This window comes from Ensifer adhaerens (assembly GCF_002940685.1).
Taxonomy (GTDB): Bacteria; Pseudomonadota; Alphaproteobacteria; order Rhizobiales; family Rhizobiaceae; genus Ensifer; species Ensifer adhaerens_E.
On sequence record NZ_PNFP01000003.1, the window covers coordinates 84,551 to 101,097 of the forward strand.

General features: G+C 63.4%; 17 protein-coding genes. 12 read left to right on the forward strand and 5 right to left on the reverse strand.

The genetic code is table 11. The annotated features are described in order from the left end of the window. The first annotated feature begins 210 nt into the window (after positions 1–210). Genes C1A35_RS06485 through C1A35_RS06505 form a run of 5 tightly spaced genes read left to right on the forward strand, consistent with a single transcriptional unit; the run spans position 211 to position 5,194 of the window. Positions 211–1,197 carry an ABC transporter permease gene (locus C1A35_RS06485; protein WP_104663533.1) on the forward strand — a complete coding sequence of 329 codons (987 nt, stop codon included), beginning with the start codon at positions 211–213 and terminating at the stop codon, positions 1,195–1,197. After that, entirely contained in the window at positions 1,197–2,195 is a 999-nt protein-coding gene (locus C1A35_RS06490; protein ID WP_104663534.1) for an ABC transporter permease, read from the forward strand. Before C1A35_RS06485 ends, C1A35_RS06490 begins: the two co-directional genes overlap by 1 nt. A gap of 2 nt (positions 2,196–2,197) precedes the next feature. Beyond that, positions 2,198–3,196, forward strand: a complete 999-nt coding sequence (locus C1A35_RS06495; protein ID WP_104663535.1) for an ABC transporter ATP-binding protein — start codon at positions 2,198–2,200, stop codon at positions 3,194–3,196. Beyond that, positions 3,174–4,118 (forward strand): ABC transporter ATP-binding protein, encoded by a 945-nt coding sequence (locus tag C1A35_RS06500; protein ID WP_104663536.1) that lies wholly within the window; start codon positions 3,174–3,176, stop codon positions 4,116–4,118. The genes C1A35_RS06495 and C1A35_RS06500 overlap by 23 nt, the downstream gene beginning before the upstream one ends. Positions 4,119–4,132: 14 nt before the next feature. Further along, on the forward strand, positions 4,133–5,194 hold the full coding sequence (locus tag C1A35_RS06505) for an aldo/keto reductase (RefSeq protein ID WP_104663537.1): 1,062 nt from the start codon (positions 4,133–4,135) through the stop codon (positions 5,192–5,194). A 107-nt stretch (positions 5,195–5,301) separates the two neighbouring features. Here the strand turns inward: C1A35_RS06505 and C1A35_RS06510 are convergent, their stop codons facing one another. Continuing rightward, positions 5,302–6,255 carry an amidohydrolase family protein gene (locus tag C1A35_RS06510; protein ID WP_104663538.1) on the reverse strand — a complete coding sequence of 318 codons (954 nt, stop codon included), beginning with the start codon at positions 6,253–6,255 and terminating at the stop codon, positions 5,302–5,304. After that, positions 6,252–7,352 carry an LLM class flavin-dependent oxidoreductase gene (locus tag C1A35_RS06515; protein WP_104663539.1) on the reverse strand — a complete coding sequence of 367 codons (1,101 nt, stop codon included), beginning with the start codon at positions 7,350–7,352 and terminating at the stop codon, positions 6,252–6,254. Before C1A35_RS06515 ends, C1A35_RS06510 begins: the two co-directional genes overlap by 4 nt. A 346-nt stretch (positions 7,353–7,698) precedes the next feature. On the opposite strand from C1A35_RS06515, the gene C1A35_RS06520 reads away from it, so the two are divergent. Continuing rightward, positions 7,699–9,333 carry an ABC transporter substrate-binding protein gene (locus C1A35_RS06520; protein WP_104663540.1) on the forward strand — a complete coding sequence of 545 codons (1,635 nt, stop codon included), beginning with the start codon at positions 7,699–7,701 and terminating at the stop codon, positions 9,331–9,333. Between the two features lie 86 nt (positions 9,334–9,419). Further along, complete coding sequence (locus tag C1A35_RS06525) at positions 9,420–10,643, forward strand: acyl-CoA dehydrogenase family protein (RefSeq protein ID WP_104663541.1); 1,224 nt, start codon at positions 9,420–9,422, stop codon at positions 10,641–10,643. Between the two features lie 145 nt (positions 10,644–10,788). Here the strand turns inward: C1A35_RS06525 and C1A35_RS06530 are convergent, their stop codons facing one another. Next, entirely contained in the window at positions 10,789–10,998 is a 210-nt protein-coding gene (locus tag C1A35_RS06530; RefSeq protein WP_104663542.1) for a hypothetical protein, read from the reverse strand. 169 nt (positions 10,999–11,167) lie between these two features. Here C1A35_RS06530 and C1A35_RS06535 point away from each other — a divergent pair, with 169 nt between their 5' ends. The 5 genes from C1A35_RS06535 to C1A35_RS06555 all read left to right on the forward strand — a co-directional run bounded on the left by C1A35_RS06535 (position 11,168) and on the right by C1A35_RS06555 (position 14,204). Then, complete coding sequence (locus tag C1A35_RS06535; protein ID WP_199772875.1) at positions 11,168–11,587, forward strand: SyrB-like regulator; 420 nt, start codon at positions 11,168–11,170, stop codon at positions 11,585–11,587. 94 nt (positions 11,588–11,681) lie between these two features. Continuing rightward, positions 11,682–12,215, forward strand: a complete 534-nt coding sequence (locus C1A35_RS06540; protein WP_104663543.1) for a hypothetical protein — start codon at positions 11,682–11,684, stop codon at positions 12,213–12,215. A 44-nt stretch (positions 12,216–12,259) separates the two neighbouring features. Beyond that, positions 12,260–12,796, forward strand: coding sequence for a hypothetical protein (locus C1A35_RS06545; protein WP_158664997.1), 537 nt, complete (start codon positions 12,260–12,262; stop codon positions 12,794–12,796). Positions 12,797–13,107: 311 nt separating this feature from the next. Further along, the gene (locus tag C1A35_RS06550; protein WP_158664998.1) at positions 13,108–13,608 is read left to right on the forward strand and encodes a DUF3016 domain-containing protein; all 501 of its coding nucleotides are present in this window, start codon (positions 13,108–13,110) and stop codon (positions 13,606–13,608) included. A gap of 59 nt (positions 13,609–13,667) precedes the next feature. Beyond that, a complete protein-coding gene (locus C1A35_RS06555; protein ID WP_104663546.1) occupies positions 13,668–14,204 on the forward strand; it encodes an AAA family ATPase in 537 nt (178 codons plus the stop codon). Positions 14,205–14,258: 54 nt separating this feature from the next. On the opposite strand, the gene C1A35_RS06560 is transcribed toward C1A35_RS06555, so the two are convergent. Both C1A35_RS06560 and C1A35_RS06565 read right to left on the reverse strand, forming a co-directional pair. After that, positions 14,259–15,356, reverse strand: a complete 1,098-nt coding sequence (locus C1A35_RS06560) for an amino acid ABC transporter permease (RefSeq protein WP_104663547.1) — start codon at positions 15,354–15,356, stop codon at positions 14,259–14,261. Then, positions 15,353–16,546, reverse strand: coding sequence for an amino acid ABC transporter permease (locus tag C1A35_RS06565; protein WP_104663548.1), 1,194 nt, complete (start codon positions 16,544–16,546; stop codon positions 15,353–15,355). Before C1A35_RS06565 ends, C1A35_RS06560 begins: the two co-directional genes overlap by 4 nt. Position 16,547 lies beyond the last annotated feature (1 nt).

Here is a 16,547-nt window from a genome sequence, read left to right on the forward strand (position 1 = left end):
GTTTTCTCGGGATAAAGTTTCTATAAGTACGTAAGTGGCGATGAAATCAGGAATTCAGTTCCCGCTAGCGCCTTATTCAAGGGTGAAATTGCTAAAACAGATTTGACAAAGCCTATCTATTTAGTCAACAATAAAAATCATCGGCGGCGAAATGCCGAGCCGAGGTGAAGGTTCGCTGTTGGCGGACAGCCAAACGGAGAGGCGACATCGATGCCTGCGCTGGTCAGAATTGGGCGAACGCTTCGGCGAACGCTCCTGCAGGCGGTTCCGACCATCCTCGGAATTGTGATCCTGAACTTCTTCCTCTTGCAGCTGGCTCCCGGCGACGCGGCCGACGTGCTGGCCGGCGAGGCGGGTTCGGCGACCGAGGAGAGTGTTGCAGCCCTCAGAGCCCGCTTCGGTCTCAATAGCCCGGTGCTCGAGCAGCTGGCGACCTATCTCGGCAATCTTGCCCAGTTCAGCCTTGGGTTTTCACCGCGCTACGGCATGCCGGTCGCCGATCTCATCGCCCAGCGCCTGCCGGGAACGCTGACGCTAATGGCGGTGGCGCTGCTCATCGCGATCCTGCTCGGCGTCGTTCTCGGATCGCTGATGGCAACGTTTGCGGGTCGGATCCCCGACCGGCTGCTGTCGGTGTTCTCGCTGCTCTTTTACTCGATCCCGAGCTTCTGGATCGGGCTGATGCTGATCGTGCTCTTTTCCGTCAAGCTCGGCTGGCTGCCGAGCGGCGGCGCGGCGACGATCGGTTCCCAGCTGAAAGGGCTTCCGGCCTTGCTCGACAAGGCACGCTACATGGTGCTGCCGGCAACGTCGCTCGCGCTCTTCTACGTCGCGATCTATGCGCGGCTGACGCGCGCTGCCATGCTCGAAGTCAAGAATCAGGATTTCGTTCGTACCGCCTATGCCAAGGGCCTGACGCCGTTTGGCGTCACCGCGAGGCACATTTTGCGCAACGCGCTGATCCCGATCACGACCATGGCCGGTATGCACATCGGCGGCATGCTCGGCGGCGCCGTGGTGGTGGAAACCGTCTACAGCTGGCCGGGCCTCGGCCGGCTTGCGTTTGAGGCGGTCATGGGCCGGGATTTCACCGTGCTGCTCGGCATCCTGCTTCTCTCCTCTCTTCTCGTCATCATTGCCAATGCCACCGTGGACCTGGTCCATGCCTGGCTCGATCCCCGAATTGGAGCGCGCTGATGTCCGCCACCGACTTCGGGGCATTCCCGGCCGTCACGGGCGGCGCCTACGCTGCTCCTGCCACGAACGAGCAGGCGGCCGTGCCGGAACGCCCGGCCTGGTCCAACGTGAAGGCGCCCGACGCGCGCTCGCAGCAAAGTGCCGCGGTCGCCATTACCAACGGGCGACGGGCGCTGAAGGTCTTTCTCGCCAATCCCAATGCGCTGTTCGGGACGGCATTCCTCGCGCTCGTGATCGCCGTCGCGCTGCTGGCGCCCGCGCTCTATCCGGACGACCCCTTGTCGATGGTCGGAAAACCGTTCCTCTGGCCGGGCCAGGATCCGGCCTTCCCGCTCGGCACGGATTCGCTCGGTCGTGACGTGCTCGCCGGCATCCTGCACGGGTCGCGCATCTCCCTGTTCGTCGGGTTGATGGCGACGGCGCTCGGCCTGACCTTCGGTGTCTTCGTCGGCGCGATCGCCGGCTATTTCGGCGGTTGGGTCGACGACCTCCTGGTCAGGCTCATCGAGATCTTCCAGACCCTGCCGAGCTTCGTGCTTCTCGTCGTACTGGTCGCGATCGTCCAACCCTCGGCAACGACGGTGACGCTTGCGATCGCCGTCATCTCCTGGCCGACGGTGGCAAGGCTGACCAGGGCCGAGTTTCGCGCGATCCGCGAGAAGGATTTCGTCATGGCCGCCCGCAGTCTCGGCTTTGGCCATGGACGGATCATCTTCCGCGAGATCCTGCCGAACGCGCTGCCGCCGATCATCGTCACGTCTTCGGTCATGGTCGCAACCGCGATCCTGATGGAATCGGCGCTCTCTTTCATGGGCCTCGGCGACCCGAACGTGGTGAGCTGGGGCTCGATGATCGGTACCGGCCGCGAACTGGTCCGGACCGCCTGGTACCTGACGGCACTTCCGGGCCTCGCCATCGTCTTTACGGTGCTTGCCCTCAACCTCATCGGCGACGGGCTGAACGACGCCCTCAACCCCCGCTTCACGCAGGATCGTTGACGATGGCGCCGCTGCTTCAGGTCGAAAACCTCACCATCGGCTTTCCGCGCGCCGAACCCGTCCGCGACCTTTCGTTTGAGATGGGCGCCGGCGAGACGCTTGCGATCGTCGGAGAATCCGGCTCAGGCAAATCGCTGACGGCGCTCGCGCTGATGCAACTGTTGCCGCGGGCAGCACAGGTGACCAGTGGCCGCATCGCCTTCAACGGCCGCGATCTTCTCACCCTCGACGCGCGTGAGATGCGGCAGCTGCGGGGACGCGACATCGCCATGATCTTTCAGGAGCCGATGACAAGCCTCAATCCCGTCATGTCGATCGGCCGGCAGATCGGTGAGGTGCTGAAAGTGCACGAAAAGCTCTCGGGCAGGGCGGCGCGAGAACGCGCGATTGAACTGTTGCGGCTCGTGCGCATCCCGGCCGCAGAAAAGCGGGTCGACGACTATCCGCACCAGCTTTCGGGCGGCATGCGCCAGCGTGTCATGATCGCGATGGCGGTGGCCTGCCGGCCGAAATTGCTGATCGCCGACGAGCCGACGACGGCGCTCGACGTGACGATCCAGGCGCAGGTGCTCGACCTGCTCGACACGCTCCGGCGCGAGTTGCAGATGGCCGTGGTGCTGATCACCCATGACCTCGGGGTCGTCGCACAATGGGCCGACAGGGTCGTCGTCATGTATGCCGGCCGCAAGGTCGAGCAGGCGCTGCCTGGCGACCTCTTCAACGATCCGCTGCATCCCTATACGCGCGGGCTGCTTTCGGCTTCGCCACGCCTGAAGAATGACTTCCACTACCTGAGCGGTCGCTTGACCGAAATCCCCGGGTCGATCGTCTCGGCGGCAGGCGAGACCGGCTGTCCCTTCAGGCCGCGCTGTCGCCAGGCGCGCGCGAGTTGCAGCCATCAGGTGCCGCCGCTGATAGTGCAGACACCGGACCGCCTCGTCGCCTGCCCATTCACTTCGCCGCTCAAGGCCGTTCCCGATGCCGCTCATCTCAGCCTCTGACCTCAAAACCCATTACAAGACCCGCGACGGGCTGCTGCGCTCGGTCGATGGCGTCGATCTCGTGGTGGAGCGCGGCGAAACCGTCGGGCTTGTCGGCGAAAGCGGCTGCGGCAAGTCCACGCTCGGCAAGACACTTCTGCGCCTGGTCGATCCGACCGCGGGACGGATCGAATTCAAGGGCGAGGACATCACGGACCTCGATCCGGGGCGGCTCAGAAACGTCCGCAAGTCGATCCAGATGATCTTTCAGGATCCCTTCGCCTCGCTCAATCCACGGCACACGATCGGTGAGATCCTGGAGGCGCCGCTGATCGTGCACAAGGCCGGCAATCGGCCGGAGCGCCGCCACACCGTCGCCAGCATCATCGCCAAGGTCGGGCTGCCCGCCGAAGCCATCAATCGCTACCCGCATGAATTCTCGGGCGGGCAGCGGCAGAGGATCGGCATCGCTCGCGCGCTGCTGCTCAATCCGGATCTGATCGTCTGCGACGAACCCGTTTCCGCGCTCGACCTGTCGATCCAGGCACAGATCCTCAACCTCCTGGTGGAGATGAAGAAGGAGTTCGGTCTCTCCTATCTCTTCATCAGTCATGACCTGTCGGTGGTGCGCTATTTCTGCGATCGGGTTCTGGTCATGTATCTCGGCCGGATCGTTGAAAGTGCCGACAACGAGACGCTCTGGTCGGACCCGCGGCATCCCTACACGCGCGCTTTGATGGCCGCGGTTCCCGATCCTTCGCGGCCGAGACAGGCCGCTCCCCTCGGCGGTGACCTGCCGAGCCCGAGCGACATACCCTCGGGCTGCCGATTCCACACCCGCTGCCCGCTGGCGACGGAGCTCTGCCGTGTCGCCGAACCCGAATTCCGCTCCATCAAGCCTGGCCATCAGGTGGCCTGTCATGTCGCGGACCACATCAACTGAAATGGAGAAACTGAATGGTTGAGTATCGCTATCTTGGGAAGAGCGCCCTCAAAGTGTCGCCGCTGACGCTCGGGTCGATGATGTTCGGCAACCAGACGCCGGACGATGTCGCCTTCCGCATCATCGACAAGGCGCGCGAGCAGGGCATCAATTTCATCGACACGGCCGACGTCTACCACGACGGCAAGTCGGAGGAGGTGGTCGGGCGCGGCATCAAGGCGCATCGCGATCACTGGGTGGTGGCGACGAAGTTCGTCAATTCGCGCCAGAAGGGGCCGAACCTTGGCGGCTATTCGCGCAAGTGGGTGTACCAGACGGTCGAGAATTCGCTGCGCAATCTCGGCACGGACTATATCGACATCCTCTATTTCCACCGCGCCGTCTTCGATGCGCCGCTGGAAGAGCCCGTGCGGGCGATCGCCGATCTGATCAAGGCCGGCAAGCTGCGCTACTTCGGGGTTTCGAACTTTCGCGGATGGCGCATTGCTGAGGTCGCCCATCTCGCCGACCAGCTCGGCATCGACCGGCCGATCGCCAGCCAGCCGCTCTACAACATCGTCAACCGGACCGCCGAGGCCGAGCAATTGCCGGCGGCCGCGGCCTATGGACTGGGTGCGGTATCCTACAGCCCGCTGGCGCGTGGTGTCCTGACAGGCAAGTACAATCCCGGCGAAGCGCCGGCTGCCGATACCCGCGCCGGGCGTGGCGACAAGCGCATGCACGACGTCGAATTCCGCGAAGAATCGATCGCGATCGCCAGGCAGATTGCCGCGCATGCCGAGGCCAAGGGCGTTGCTGCCGCCGATTTTGCGCTCGCCTGGGTGCTGAACAACCGGCTGATCACCTCGACCATCGCCGGCCCGCGCACCGAAGAGCATTGGGATGGCTACATTCGCGCGCTCGACGTCAAGCTCGATGCGGAAGACGAGGCCCTGGTCGATCGGCTGGTTGCGCCCGGTCATCCGTCGACCCCGGGCTTCACCGATCCCGGCCATCCGCTCGAAGGGCGCGAGCCGCGCTCCGGTGCGGCGGAAGCCGAGATCATTCCTCTTGCCCGTGCGCAGCGCGTCGCCTGACGATTTTCCGCCGGGCCTTTCCGCCGGGCCTTTCCGCCGGGCCCGGCTGGTCAATCGAATTCAGACAAGCCCCGGATCATCGGTCCGGGGCTTCGTTTTTTTCAGTTCTACTCAGCCGCTACCGCTTGCTCGTGCCGCAAGCCGAGGAGGCGTCGGGCATTGCCGCCGGCAACGAGGCGCGCCTCCTGCTCGTTCAACCCGGCCTGCGCCAGGCTCTGCCGCAATTCGTGTCCGTTGAGCGCTGCAAGGATCGGCCAATCCGTGCCGGCAAGCACCCGTTCCGCACCGAAGAAGCCGGTCAGCGTTCGAATGATGTCGGGATCATGCCCCATCGTGTCGAAGTAGATGTTGGGCCGGCGTCCGGCCGCCCGCTCGGCGCGACCATAGATGCCGCCACGCGCCGCCTGGACGATTGCGCCAAGACCGAGCGTGGCAAAGATCAGATGCAGGTCCGGCAGTTCGTCGATCAGCGAAGACTGGATAACCGACAGGAAGGCGACGCCGTTCATCAGACCACGACCGAGCGAATTGCCGAGATTGCCGGCACCCTTGATCAGAACCTCGGCGTTCGGATGGGCAACAGGATGCACGAACACCGGCACCTTTTGACGCGCGGCGACTTCGAGCGTTGGTCGCGCGGCGGGATCGCCGATGAACTTGCCGTCGCGTGCACTGTCGATCACCAGACCAGAAAGACCGAGTTCCACGATCGCGCGTTCGGCTTCGCGCGCCGCCGCCTCGCCGGCGAAGGCATCGACGACGGCAAAACCGGCGAGCGACGGATGCTCCTGAGAAAGTGTCGCGAGCCAGTCGTTGGCTTCCCGCACGGCCGCGATCGGTACGTTCCCCTCCATGCCGAAGAGGCTTTCGATCGTCGCAGTGACCACGGCAAGCGATACGCCGCTTTGCTCAAGCTCATCGACCAGGGCTTGGGGCGTGGTGATCTTCCGGTGCGTGTCTGGCGAAAATGCGCCGGCGGGCTTTTCATGTTTGCCTCCGGGGCGCCAGGCGGGCGGCCACAGATGGGCGTGGACATCGACGATATCGAGCGGCGCGGTCATTCGGCGGCAACCTTTCTCGCTTCGCGTTCGGCGATCCCGGCCTTGACGAGCGGCACGACATCGCGCCCGTAGGTCACGGTGTCCTCGGTCGGGTAAAAACCGCGGACCAGGAAGTTTGAAACGCCGGCATCGTAATAGTCGAGGATGGCGTCTGCGACCTGCTCCGGCGTTCCGACCAGCGCCGTCGAGTTCCCGCCGGCGCCGCTTGCTTCCGCGACTTCGGTCCAGAGCCGCTTGTCCAAAACCTTGCCGCGCCTTGCTGCCTCCCGCAGACGAACCGAGCCGACATTCGACGGCAGCTTCTCGCCGTTGCCGCCGGCCGAGCGGGCCACCTGCGACCTGACCTTCTCAAGGATATTCGCTGCCTTTGCCCAGGCGGCGTCTTCGGTGTCAGCGACCACGGTGCGGAAGGCGAGGGTGAAGCGGATGTCTTCGGCCGCGCGACCGCTGGCGACCGCTGCCGCCCGCACCTTGCCGATGGTTTCCCGTGCGCCGTCGAGCGGTTCGCCCCAGAGCGCGTAGACATCCGCATGCTTGCCGGCAACGGCGATCGCCGCGTCCGACGAGCCGCCGAAGGAAATCGGGATTCGTGGCTTCTGAAACGGCTTGACCTGGCTGAAGGCCCCCTTGAACCTGTAGAAGCGCCCCTCGTGATCAAAAGGCCGGTCGCTCTCCCAGACCTTCTTCAGCACCTGGAGATATTCATCGGTGCGGGCATAGCGGGTGTCATGATCCTCGAAATCGCCGTCGCGGGCCTGATCCGTGTCGGATCCACCGGTGATGATATGCACCCACAGGCGGCCTTCGGAGAACTGGTCGAGCGTGGCAAGCTGGCGCGCGCCGAGCGTCGGCGCCATCAGGCCCGGCCGGTGGGCAAGCAGCGCCCCGATGCGCTCGGTCTGGCCAAAGACATAGGCCGCGATCTGGTTGTTGTCGGGCCATTGTGCAAACTGGCCGATCAGCAGACGGTCGATGCCCGCCGCTTCCGCCGCCTGAACATGATTGCGGATGTAGGCCTTGTCGATGATCGGACCCGAGGCGGGCACGATGTCGGACCCTTCCCTGTTGGAGGTGTGACCAATGAATTCGGGGCGCATGGAAAACTCCTTCAGAAGGCTAGGCGCGTAGAAGGCAATAATCTATTTATTTGATGTATTTTGTCGATTGCGTTTTCCCGGCCAACCTTGGCATGGATTGTCACGCGATCGGCGATATGGGAACTTTTCCTCCAATGCGGCGGTGTTCCCAAACCCTCACTTCGTCTTCGCGCGGCACAGGGACGCGGCAACAAGCATGCCCTGAGTAGGTTTTTTCAGAAAAGCCGCGGACTTTAGAATTACACTATCTCGATAAATATAGTAGAGTTTATATGGTCTGACCAACACCCCGACGGGGTGCTGGAGAAACCGGCGTGCCTGCGCTCGCCTGCTTGGGGATACTCAGATGACATCACGACAGACAGGGACATTGAAGCCGACGCGCCGTGCGTTTCTGCTCTCCTCCGTTGCACTTGCGACCGCGGTGGCGGTGCCATTGCTGCCGGTGCCTTCGTTCGCCGCTGCCGAAGAGCCGGCGCGCGGCGGCAGTGTCTCGATCAACATCGGCACGGAGCCGCCGGTTCTCGTGCTCATCGCCCACAGTGCCGGCGCCGCCTATTACATCAGCGGCAAGGCGACCGAGAGCCTGCTGACCTATGACAAGGAGTTCAATCCTCAGCCGCTGCTCGCCACCGAGTGGACGGTGAGCGAAGATGGTCTGCGCTACTGGTTCAAGCTGCGCCAGGGCGTTCGTTGGCACGATGGCAAGGAATTCACCGCCGAAGACGTCGCTTTCTCGATCCTGGCGCTGAAGGAAAACCATCCGCGCGGCCGCGCGACCTTTGCCCATGTAAAAGAGGCCAATGTTCTCAATTCGCATGAGGTGGAGCTGATCCTCGCCAAGCCGGCCCCTTATCTTTTGACCGCCTTTGCCAGCTTCGAGGCGCCGATCGTTCCGAAGCATCTCTATGAGGGGACGAAGATTGCGGAAAACCCGCACAACGTCGCGCCTGTTGGAACCGGCCCCTACAAGTTCGTCGAATGGGTTCGCGGAAGCCATGCGCTTTTCGTGCGCAACGAGGACTATTGGGGGGCGCCCAAGCCCTATCTCGATCAGATCATCTTCCGCTTCATCATCGATCCGGCTGCAGCCGTCGCCGCGATCGAGACCGGCGAAGTGCAGGTTTCCACGGCCAATCTGCCGCTCACCGACATCGACCGCCTGAAGGCCAATCCGAACCTGGTCGTCGATACCGACCCGGCGCCCTATTCGCCGAGCATCGCCCGCGCCGAGTTCAACCTCGAGAACAAGTATCTGGCCGACATCAAGGTGCGCCATGCGATCGCGCATGCGGTCGACAAGGACTTCATCGTCAATACCGTCTATCTCGGCTACGCCACCCGCCTCGACGGGCCTGTCAGTCCGGACCTTGCGAAGTTCTATTCGCCTGACGTTCCCAAATACGAGTTCGACCCGGCGAAAGCGGAAAAGCTCTTGGACGAGGCAGGCTACGCCCGTGGCGCCGATGGCTTCCGCTTCAAGCTGTTCATCGATCCGACCCAGCCGTCCGGCCCTCCCAAGCAGACCGCGGAATACATCGCCCAGGCGCTCGCCAAGGTGGGCATCAAGGTGGAACTGCGAACGCAGGATTTTGCAACCTTCGTCAAGCGCGTCTTCACCGATCGCGACTTCGACATCGCCATTGAAGGCATGAGCAATCTCTACGACCCGACAGTCGGCGTCCAGCGCCTCTACTGGTCGAAGAACTTCAAGCCGGGGGTGCCCTTCACCAACGGCTCGAAGTATTCGAACCCGGAGGTCGACCGGCTGCTCGAGACGGCCGCCGTCGAGATCGATCCGAAGAAGCGCCTGCAACTCTTCAACGAGTTCCAGAAGCTGGTGGTCCAGGACCTGCCGACGCTCGACATCGTCACTCCGGCTGTCATCACCGTCTTCGACAAGCGGGTGAAGAACCTGAAACTGGGTGTCGAGCATCTCTGGAGCAACGGGGCGGATATCTATCTCGACGGGCAATCGTGAATGATCTCGATGAGCAATCGTCGAAGCGCGTGCAGCCGGCGAGTTAACCGGCTGCATCGTCTTTTCTTCAATTTCGGAGTTGCTGCGTGACGATATCCAAGGCATTGGCCCTTTCCCGTCCGACGCGCGCGGAGCTTCTGGCGCGCGTTCCGGGCTTTGTGTCCGAGGTCGCAAAGGGCGCGTCTGAGCGAGACCTGTCGCGTGAGCTTCCCTTCGAAGCCTTCAAGCTGTTTCGCGAGCTCGAACTTGGGACCTTGCGCATCCCCGTCGCACTCGGGGGACCGGGCGGTTCCGTTGCCGACTATATCGAGATGATCGCCGCGATCGGCGCTGCCGATTCCAACGTCGCGCACGCCCTTCGGTCCCATTTCAACTATGTCGAAAACGTCATCTTGAGCGAGCCTCGCGAACGCGATGCCGGAGCGGTCGAACTGATCCTCGCCGGAAAGCTCTTCGGCGGCGCGCATACCGAGCAAGGCACGGCTCGTCCCGGCCAGGTGACGACGACGATCGTCAGGCGGGGTGACACCTACAGGCTCAACGGTCGCAAGTGGTATGCCACAGGCACGGCCTTCGCAGACTTCGCCTCGTTCAGTGCGCTGGACGAAGAAGGACAGGCGGTCGGTGTTCTCCTGCCGGTCGACCGGCAGGGCATTACCATTCTCGACGACTGGGACGGCATGGGCCAGCGGCTGACGGCGAGCGGCGGCGTGATCCTCGACAATGTCGAGGTGTTTCCGCACGAGTTGGCCCGCCGCAGCCTCGATAATCTCGTCGGTCGCCATTGCTCGACGCTGCGGCAATTGCACCTTGCGGCAAGTGCGGCTGGCGCGGTGCGCAATGTTCTTTCGGATGGCCTAGCCTACGTCCGCAAGCAGGCCCGCTCCGCAGCGCACAGCAGCGCCGAAACAGCCGATCAGGACCCCTTTGTCCAGCAGGTCATTGGCGAGATTGCCGCGAATTCCTTCGCGATCGATACGGCGATCGCAGCCGCTGCGGCGGCGCTGGACCGCACGGTTGCAGCACTTGGCGGAGGAAGGGACGTCGAGATCGAGGATGCGTTGATCGCCAGCGCGCTTTCAACGGCGCGCGCGCAACTCGTTCTTGGCCAACTTGGGCTGCGAAGCGCCGAGCGCATGTTCGAACTCGGTGGGGGGTCGGCGACGTCCCGCAACAACAATTTCGATCGGCACTGGCGCAACATCCGCACGGTCCTCAACCACAATCCTCTGCTGCACAAGTCCCGTGTGCTGGGCGACTACCTGCTGAACGGCACGACGACGCATCTGAGGGAAGGGAAGGTGTTTTGAGCCCCCCTGGCAAAGGACGCGACAGTCTGTTGCGGGCACCCGGGCGGTCGCGGCCGTCTCGACTGCAACGGCGAAGCGCTGCGACCGAGAAGGCGCATCGCCGCGTGACGCGAATACATTCTGAGCCGCCGCCGATCCTAGGCGCCTACCTAGGCGAACGCCTGTCCGGGACCGTCCTCTTGCGGTAGCGTTCCTGCAGCAACTTCACATATCTGCGCCTGATGTCATCGACGGAAATGTCTCCCCTGATCCAGAGCGTCAAGAGGGCCTGAAATTCCGCATGGTCGTCGATCGGAAAACCAAGATCGCGCCATTTGGCAATGACGCGATCGGCTATGTCTTTGCGGGTCGTCATCTGGCTTCCATCGTCTTGGGCCGCGCGGCGTGAAGATTGTCTCTGCAAAAGACGGCTTCACGCAATGTAGCACCGATATCGACGGAGTCCCGACCGCGTTGCCGGAGTAACCATTGACACCGCGCTTCGCTCGTCGGAAAAGTTCTCTAGAGCTGGAGAGGGAAAACTCATGGCAGATGAAATCAAACCGGTTGAGACCACCGCCGCCGTCGAAGCGACCGCGCCGGCAGACGTGACTGCGCCCAAGAAGCGCGGGCCGCGGGCAAAGAAAGTGGCTGCGGATGCAGCGACGGCAGAGGCAAGTGTTGCGCCGGCCGCCAAGAGGGGCCGCAAGCGCAAGGAAAGCCCGGCCGAGGTGAAGGCGGCAAGCCAGGCGGCGCCTGTCGTCAAGGCAAGAGCAAAGGCTGCCACCAAGGCGACCGGGAAAAAGACGGCGCCGAAGCCGACGGCACAAGCGCCGGCTCCAGTCCTCGACGAGATTGCGGATCTTCTTCAGCTGGAGGAAGAGAATGCGCGGCTGCGCAAGGCGCTCGCCGAGAAACTGCGGGCGGAGAATGCCGATCTGCGCAAGCGGCTCGGGCTCAACTGATCACTCGGTGAAAGGCCGACCGTTCATGCGGTCGGCCTTCGTCATCGCGTCTTTTCGAGATGGGCCTGGCATAAGTCCGGGGTGACGGGACATCATGAAATCACCATGGAAGTTCTTGCTTGATCTGGCGTCGAGAAGAAGCGCCGAGCAGCCGGAGGGCGTGCCTGAAGCCGGGCTCGAAGAACATCGTGCGCCCCCGACGGCGACGGACGCCCCTGTTGTCATTCCGAGACCTGTTGAGGCGGCCGGGACTGTAGAGGCGGCGGCGGTCGAAGTCGAAAGCGATCCTGGTGCCGAAGGAACAGGTAACGTTGTTGTCGAGACTGTCGGCGATAAAACAGGTTCGGCCGTTGCGTCCGCGCAGGCGCGCGCCACCGAAGCGGTCGATCGGCCCAGACGAAAACCTTCCAAACAGCAGGCACCGGGCAAGAAATCGAACGCGCGAAACGTTGCGGTGGCTGCCGGTGTCGAGTATGGAGCTGCAAGCTCCGACGCCCGCGTGCCGCCGATCGCCTTTGCCGATGAGGTAGCCGCACTAGACGAGGACATCAGACAACTGAGGCGGCAGCTGGCAATAAAGCTGTCCTTGCAGAACGCTCAACTCAAGAAGTTGCTCGAGCGATTTTAATGCGCCTGGCGCGCCAGCCTGCCGCTCGTGACCCCTGGATATCGATGAAACCACAGCAGCGAAAATTTATCGTCGAAGTGAAGTCGGCTCGCCGGCGTTCGGCAACACGACCCGCCTCAATCTGGGGCGATACCGATCTGAAGGCGCTGGCCCGCGCGGCCGAGGACGAAGCGCCGGATCTCTTCGCAACGGGCGGTCAGGCCGCGGACCCGGCTTCGCCGCAGCGCGCCGAGGGCTCTAGCGACGATGGGCGCGCGGCCGCTGGCGCGTCAGCAATCACCGGCCACGCGGCCGTGGCGGAAGAGGCTGCTGTCACTCCGGCGCGTTTTGTAGATGCCTCGGGTGCGCAGCCAAGCGCGGATCTCCCAATCACGCTCTCTCACGCTTCGAAGCGTCCTCGGCCAACGCCTGTCGTGCGCCGTCCCCGAAGCAAGACGGTGACGCCTGCCGTTCCGATCGCCGTCGACGAGGTTGATGCGCTCGAGGAAGAAAATCGCATGCTGAAAGGGCGTCTGGCCGAGCAGCTTCAGCAGGAGAATGCTTTGCTTCGACAGATGCTTGAGCGGTTTGGCGCACACTAGGACGCCGTGAACCGGGCCCGCCTCTTCTTTGTGTCGCCGGCGGTCCCCGCCTGGGGTTCTTGCCCAACCAGCGATGACTGTCAAAGATGCGCTCCAAAGCATCGATTGCAGCGAGGAACTCCATCTCGGGTCGCGTTGCTGGCTTGAGGTTTGCTTCTTCGGTTTTCGAGACCGATCCGCGTTGACGACCTTTGGATCGAGGCCTCCTGTGATGGAGATCAGGGGAAGTGGTGCTGCACGTCCTGAAGGCGGCTGCGGCCTTGAGGTGGCGGGTTTTCGGCCTACATTTCCATGGTGCTATGGAGGCTGACATGCGCGTCGCAACCCGACTTGCCCTGATCGCAATCGTCGCGGTGTTCCTTGGAGGAACCGCGAATGCGTCGGTATCCGTCAACTTCGTGCGTCCGGAGGCGTTCCGGGATCCCGATTTCCGCAGCGTCAGCGAGCGCAATCGGTTGATCGCGGAATTTCGCACCTATTTCGAGAAGCTCGGTACACGCTACCTGAAGAAGGGGCAGGCGCTGCAGATCGATGTGCTGGACGTACGGCTTGCGGGTCAATACGAACCCTGGCGGCCGGATTTCGATGACGTGCGGATCCTTCGCGATTCGACGCCGCCGAGGTTCAAGCTTCGCTATGCGCTCAAAGAGAACGGGCGGGTGCTGGCAAAGGGCGAGGAGAGCGTCAGCGACCTGAACTACCTCTGGAACTCGTCGGCCCGCGCCGCGATGGAGCGGCACCCCTATGAAAAGGCGATGCTGCGCGATTGGTTCCGAAAGCGCTTCGTCAGGCTTCAGCCAGCCAGACCGTGATCGGTGTCCCGTCCGTCGGTGACGGATCTCTGACCGGAAAATCATGATACGGAGTACGCATGGAAAATGCGGGTGAAATTCTGGTTCTGACGGGCGCTCCCGGTTCAGGAAAGACAACAGCGGCGCAAGCGATCGCAAGCGAGCCGGGGTCGCCCAAGGTTCATCTGCACGCGGATGACTTCTGGCACTTCATCAAGAACGGAGCGATCCCACCGCATCTACCCGATGCGCACGAGCAAAATGCCGTCGTGATGGATGCGCTGGCAACAGTCGCCCACCGGTTTGCAAAAGGTGGCTATTTCGTCATCGTCGATGGCATCATCGGCCCGTGGTTTCTTGGACCCTTCAGGCATCTGCCCGTGCCTGTTCATTACCTGATCATGCGCCCTGCATTGGAAGACGCCATCAGGCGTTGTCAGACGCGGGGCGGAAAAACGCTGTCTGATCCGGAGGTTATCACATCCCTCTATCATCAGCTTTCTTCTCTCGGAGAGCTGGAAACGCATGTCCTGGCGGTCGACGGAAAAACCAGCGATGAAACCGCGCGTGCCGTCGTGGCGTCAGTGCAAGCCGGGGCCTTTCGCCTTCAGGCATAGCTTGCTTCCAGAAACGGCTTGGCTGGTTCCAGGAGGGTGTCGCTTCGGCGTGTATCAGGCGCTCCGCTTTCGACCTTGCGTTGCCCGCGCGGCGAGCCGTCGGCCGATCCAGGAAAGGTAGGAGCAGGAGACGAGGAACCAGACGCCGACGAAGACATAGGCCTCCAGCGCCTGATTGCCCCAGGCGACGTCGCTGAAGGCCATGCGCGCTGTGGCGCTGAGGTCGTGCAGGCCGAGGATCACGACAAGCGACGTATCCTTGTAGGCGCCGATGGTGCTGTTGACGAGGGCGGGCATGGCTCGCTCGATCGCCTGTGGCAGGAGAACGAGGCGGGCGCTTTGCCAGAAGCCGAGACCGAGCGAAGAGGCTGCCTCCTGCTGGCCGGCCGGCAGCGCCATGAGGCCGCTGCGCACATCCTCGGCGAAATAGGCGGCATGGAAGAAGACGAGGGCGATGAGGACCGCCACGATCGGATCGATGGCCATGCCCTTGGGGAGCGTCAGAGGTAGCACGAAGACACCGACGAAGAGCAGTGTCACCATCGGCACGCCACGCATGATCTCCACATAGGCGCCCGCGGCGCGGTGCAGCAACCGATGGCGCGTCTGGTAACGGGCAAGCGCGAGCAGTACCCCGACCGGCAGGGCCAGGGCGAGCGCGATGGTGGAAAGGATGAGGAGGATCGGCAGGCCGTTCCACTTCGTGGCATCCACCGGAACGAGACCGAGGATGTCACCGCCCATCAGGGCGAAGGACGCGGCCATGCCCGCGAGCCAGAGCCCGGCGAAGAGCCTCATGTCGGGCCAGCGGCCGCTGACCGCCATCTGGCCGGTGGCGATGGAAAGGCCAAGCAGCAGGAGCGAGACGAGCATCGGCCGCCACTGCTCGTCGAACGGATAGGTGCCGAACAGGATGAAGCGGGATTTCTCCGCCCAGAAGGGCCAGCAGGCGCCCGCAGCTTCGGCGCAGGCGGCCGGGTCGGCAAGGGGCGGCACGGCCGACAGGACGAGCCAATCGGCAACGGCCCACAGGATGGCAAGCACGAGGCCACCGCTCGCCAGAGACAGGAGGCTCGCGCCCGGTCGGGAAAGCTGCCTCAACAGCCAGGCGGAAAGCCGGCCGAAGCCGATCGAATGTGTCACTCCGCTCATCGCCCGCTCCGTCCTTCCCGGGCGCGGGTGCGGCCGCTCCAATGGTTCAGCACGCCGGTGAGCGCAACGCAGAGCAGCAGGTAGATCGACATGGTGATCAGCATGGTTTCCAGTGGCCGGAAGGTCTGGTTGATCGCGGTGCCGGCCACCGACATGAGGTCCGAATAGCCGACGGCAATCGAGATCGAGGTGTTTTTCAGGAGGTTGGCGAACTGGTTGTTGAGCGGCGGAACGACGGTGCGCAGCACCTGGGGCATGACGATGAGCCGGGTGGTCTGGCCGCCCTTGAGGCCGAGCGCCGCCGCGGCTTCGACCTGCCCCTTCGGAACGGCCTCGATGCCGCCGCGCAGCACTTCGGCAATCTGCGCGCCGTGATAAAGACCGAGCGCTACGGCCACCGTGCAGAACTGAATGGAAAGAGCAACGCCGCCCTCCACCGAAAATCCTGCAAGTGCGGGCCAGGAGAGCCCGAGCGGCGCGCCGAGTGCTAAGGCAAGTACCGCCGGGACGGTGAGGCAAAGGACGAACGCAACCGGCAGAACGGGCATGCGACGGCCGGTCAGGGCCTGACGGCGGGTGGCATGGCGCGCCCACAGCCAGATGAGCGCGCAAACGAGAACGAGGCTTGCGACGAGCCAGAGGGTGTTGCGCGGATCCTGCGAAAGCCAGGGCAGGTAGATCGCCCGGTTGGAGATCGTGAAGGGGCCGAGCACCAGCGCCTGCCGGATGGTGGGCAGTCCGTTCACTGCGGCGACGAAGATGATCAGGAGGACCAGAATCTTCGGCAGGTTGCGGAAGAGTTCGATGTAGGCGAGCGCGAGATAGCGCGCGACCGGCGACGCGCTGACGCTGAGAAGGCCAATCAAAAGGCCGGCGAGCGATGCGATGACGAGGCTCGCGGCTGCGACGACGACGGTGTTGGCAAGGCCGGCGAGGATTGCTCGCAGATAGCTGTCATCCGCCCCATAGGGGATCAGCGTTTCGCTGAGATCGAAGCCGGCCTGCTGGGTGAGGAAGGCAAAGCCCGGCTGGATGCCGGCTGCGAGCATATTGGAATGGACGTTGAAGGCGATGACGGCGAAGGCCGCAAGGATGGGAAGGCCGACACCGATGTCGGCAAGCGAAACGGCAGATCCTGCCTTGGGCGGACCGTCCTGCGGGACGTGAGGAGCTTGCAGATTTCGGTCCATG

Bases quoted from the DNA above. Each gene is read 5' to 3' on its own strand.
- C1A35_RS06495 (WP_104663535.1), top strand. From the start codon at position 2,198: ATGGCGCCGCTGCTTCAGGTCGAAAACCTCACCATCGGCTTTCCGCGC.
- C1A35_RS06540 (WP_104663543.1), top strand. From the start codon at position 11,682: ATGAAATCACCATGGAAGTTCTTGCTTGATCTGGCGTCGAGAAGAAGC.
- C1A35_RS06500 (WP_104663536.1), top strand. From the start codon at position 3,174: ATGCCGCTCATCTCAGCCTCTGACCTCAAAACCCATTACAAGACCCGC.
- C1A35_RS06545 (WP_158664997.1), top strand. From the start codon at position 12,260: ATGAAACCACAGCAGCGAAAATTTATCGTCGAAGTGAAGTCGGCTCGC.
- C1A35_RS06505 (WP_104663537.1), top strand. From the start codon at position 4,133: ATGGTTGAGTATCGCTATCTTGGGAAGAGCGCCCTCAAAGTGTCGCCG.
- C1A35_RS06550 (WP_158664998.1), top strand. From the start codon at position 13,108: ATGCGCGTCGCAACCCGACTTGCCCTGATCGCAATCGTCGCGGTGTTC.
- C1A35_RS06535 (WP_199772875.1), top strand. From the start codon at position 11,168: ATGGCAGATGAAATCAAACCGGTTGAGACCACCGCCGCCGTCGAAGCG.
- C1A35_RS06560 (WP_104663547.1), bottom strand. From the start codon at position 15,356: ATGAGCGGAGTGACACATTCGATCGGCTTCGGCCGGCTTTCCGCCTGG.
- C1A35_RS06520 (WP_104663540.1), top strand. From the start codon at position 7,699: ATGACATCACGACAGACAGGGACATTGAAGCCGACGCGCCGTGCGTTT.
- C1A35_RS06510 (WP_104663538.1), bottom strand. From the start codon at position 6,255: ATGACCGCGCCGCTCGATATCGTCGATGTCCACGCCCATCTGTGGCCG.
- C1A35_RS06485 (WP_104663533.1), top strand. From the start codon at position 211: ATGCCTGCGCTGGTCAGAATTGGGCGAACGCTTCGGCGAACGCTCCTG.
- C1A35_RS06555 (WP_104663546.1), top strand. From the start codon at position 13,668: ATGGAAAATGCGGGTGAAATTCTGGTTCTGACGGGCGCTCCCGGTTCA.
- C1A35_RS06490 (WP_104663534.1), top strand. From the start codon at position 1,197: ATGTCCGCCACCGACTTCGGGGCATTCCCGGCCGTCACGGGCGGCGCC.
- C1A35_RS06530 (WP_104663542.1), bottom strand. From the start codon at position 10,998: ATGACGACCCGCAAAGACATAGCCGATCGCGTCATTGCCAAATGGCGC.
- C1A35_RS06515 (WP_104663539.1), bottom strand. From the start codon at position 7,352: ATGCGCCCCGAATTCATTGGTCACACCTCCAACAGGGAAGGGTCCGAC.
- C1A35_RS06565 (WP_104663548.1), bottom strand. From the start codon at position 16,546: ATGGACCGAAATCTGCAAGCTCCTCACGTCCCGCAGGACGGTCCGCCC.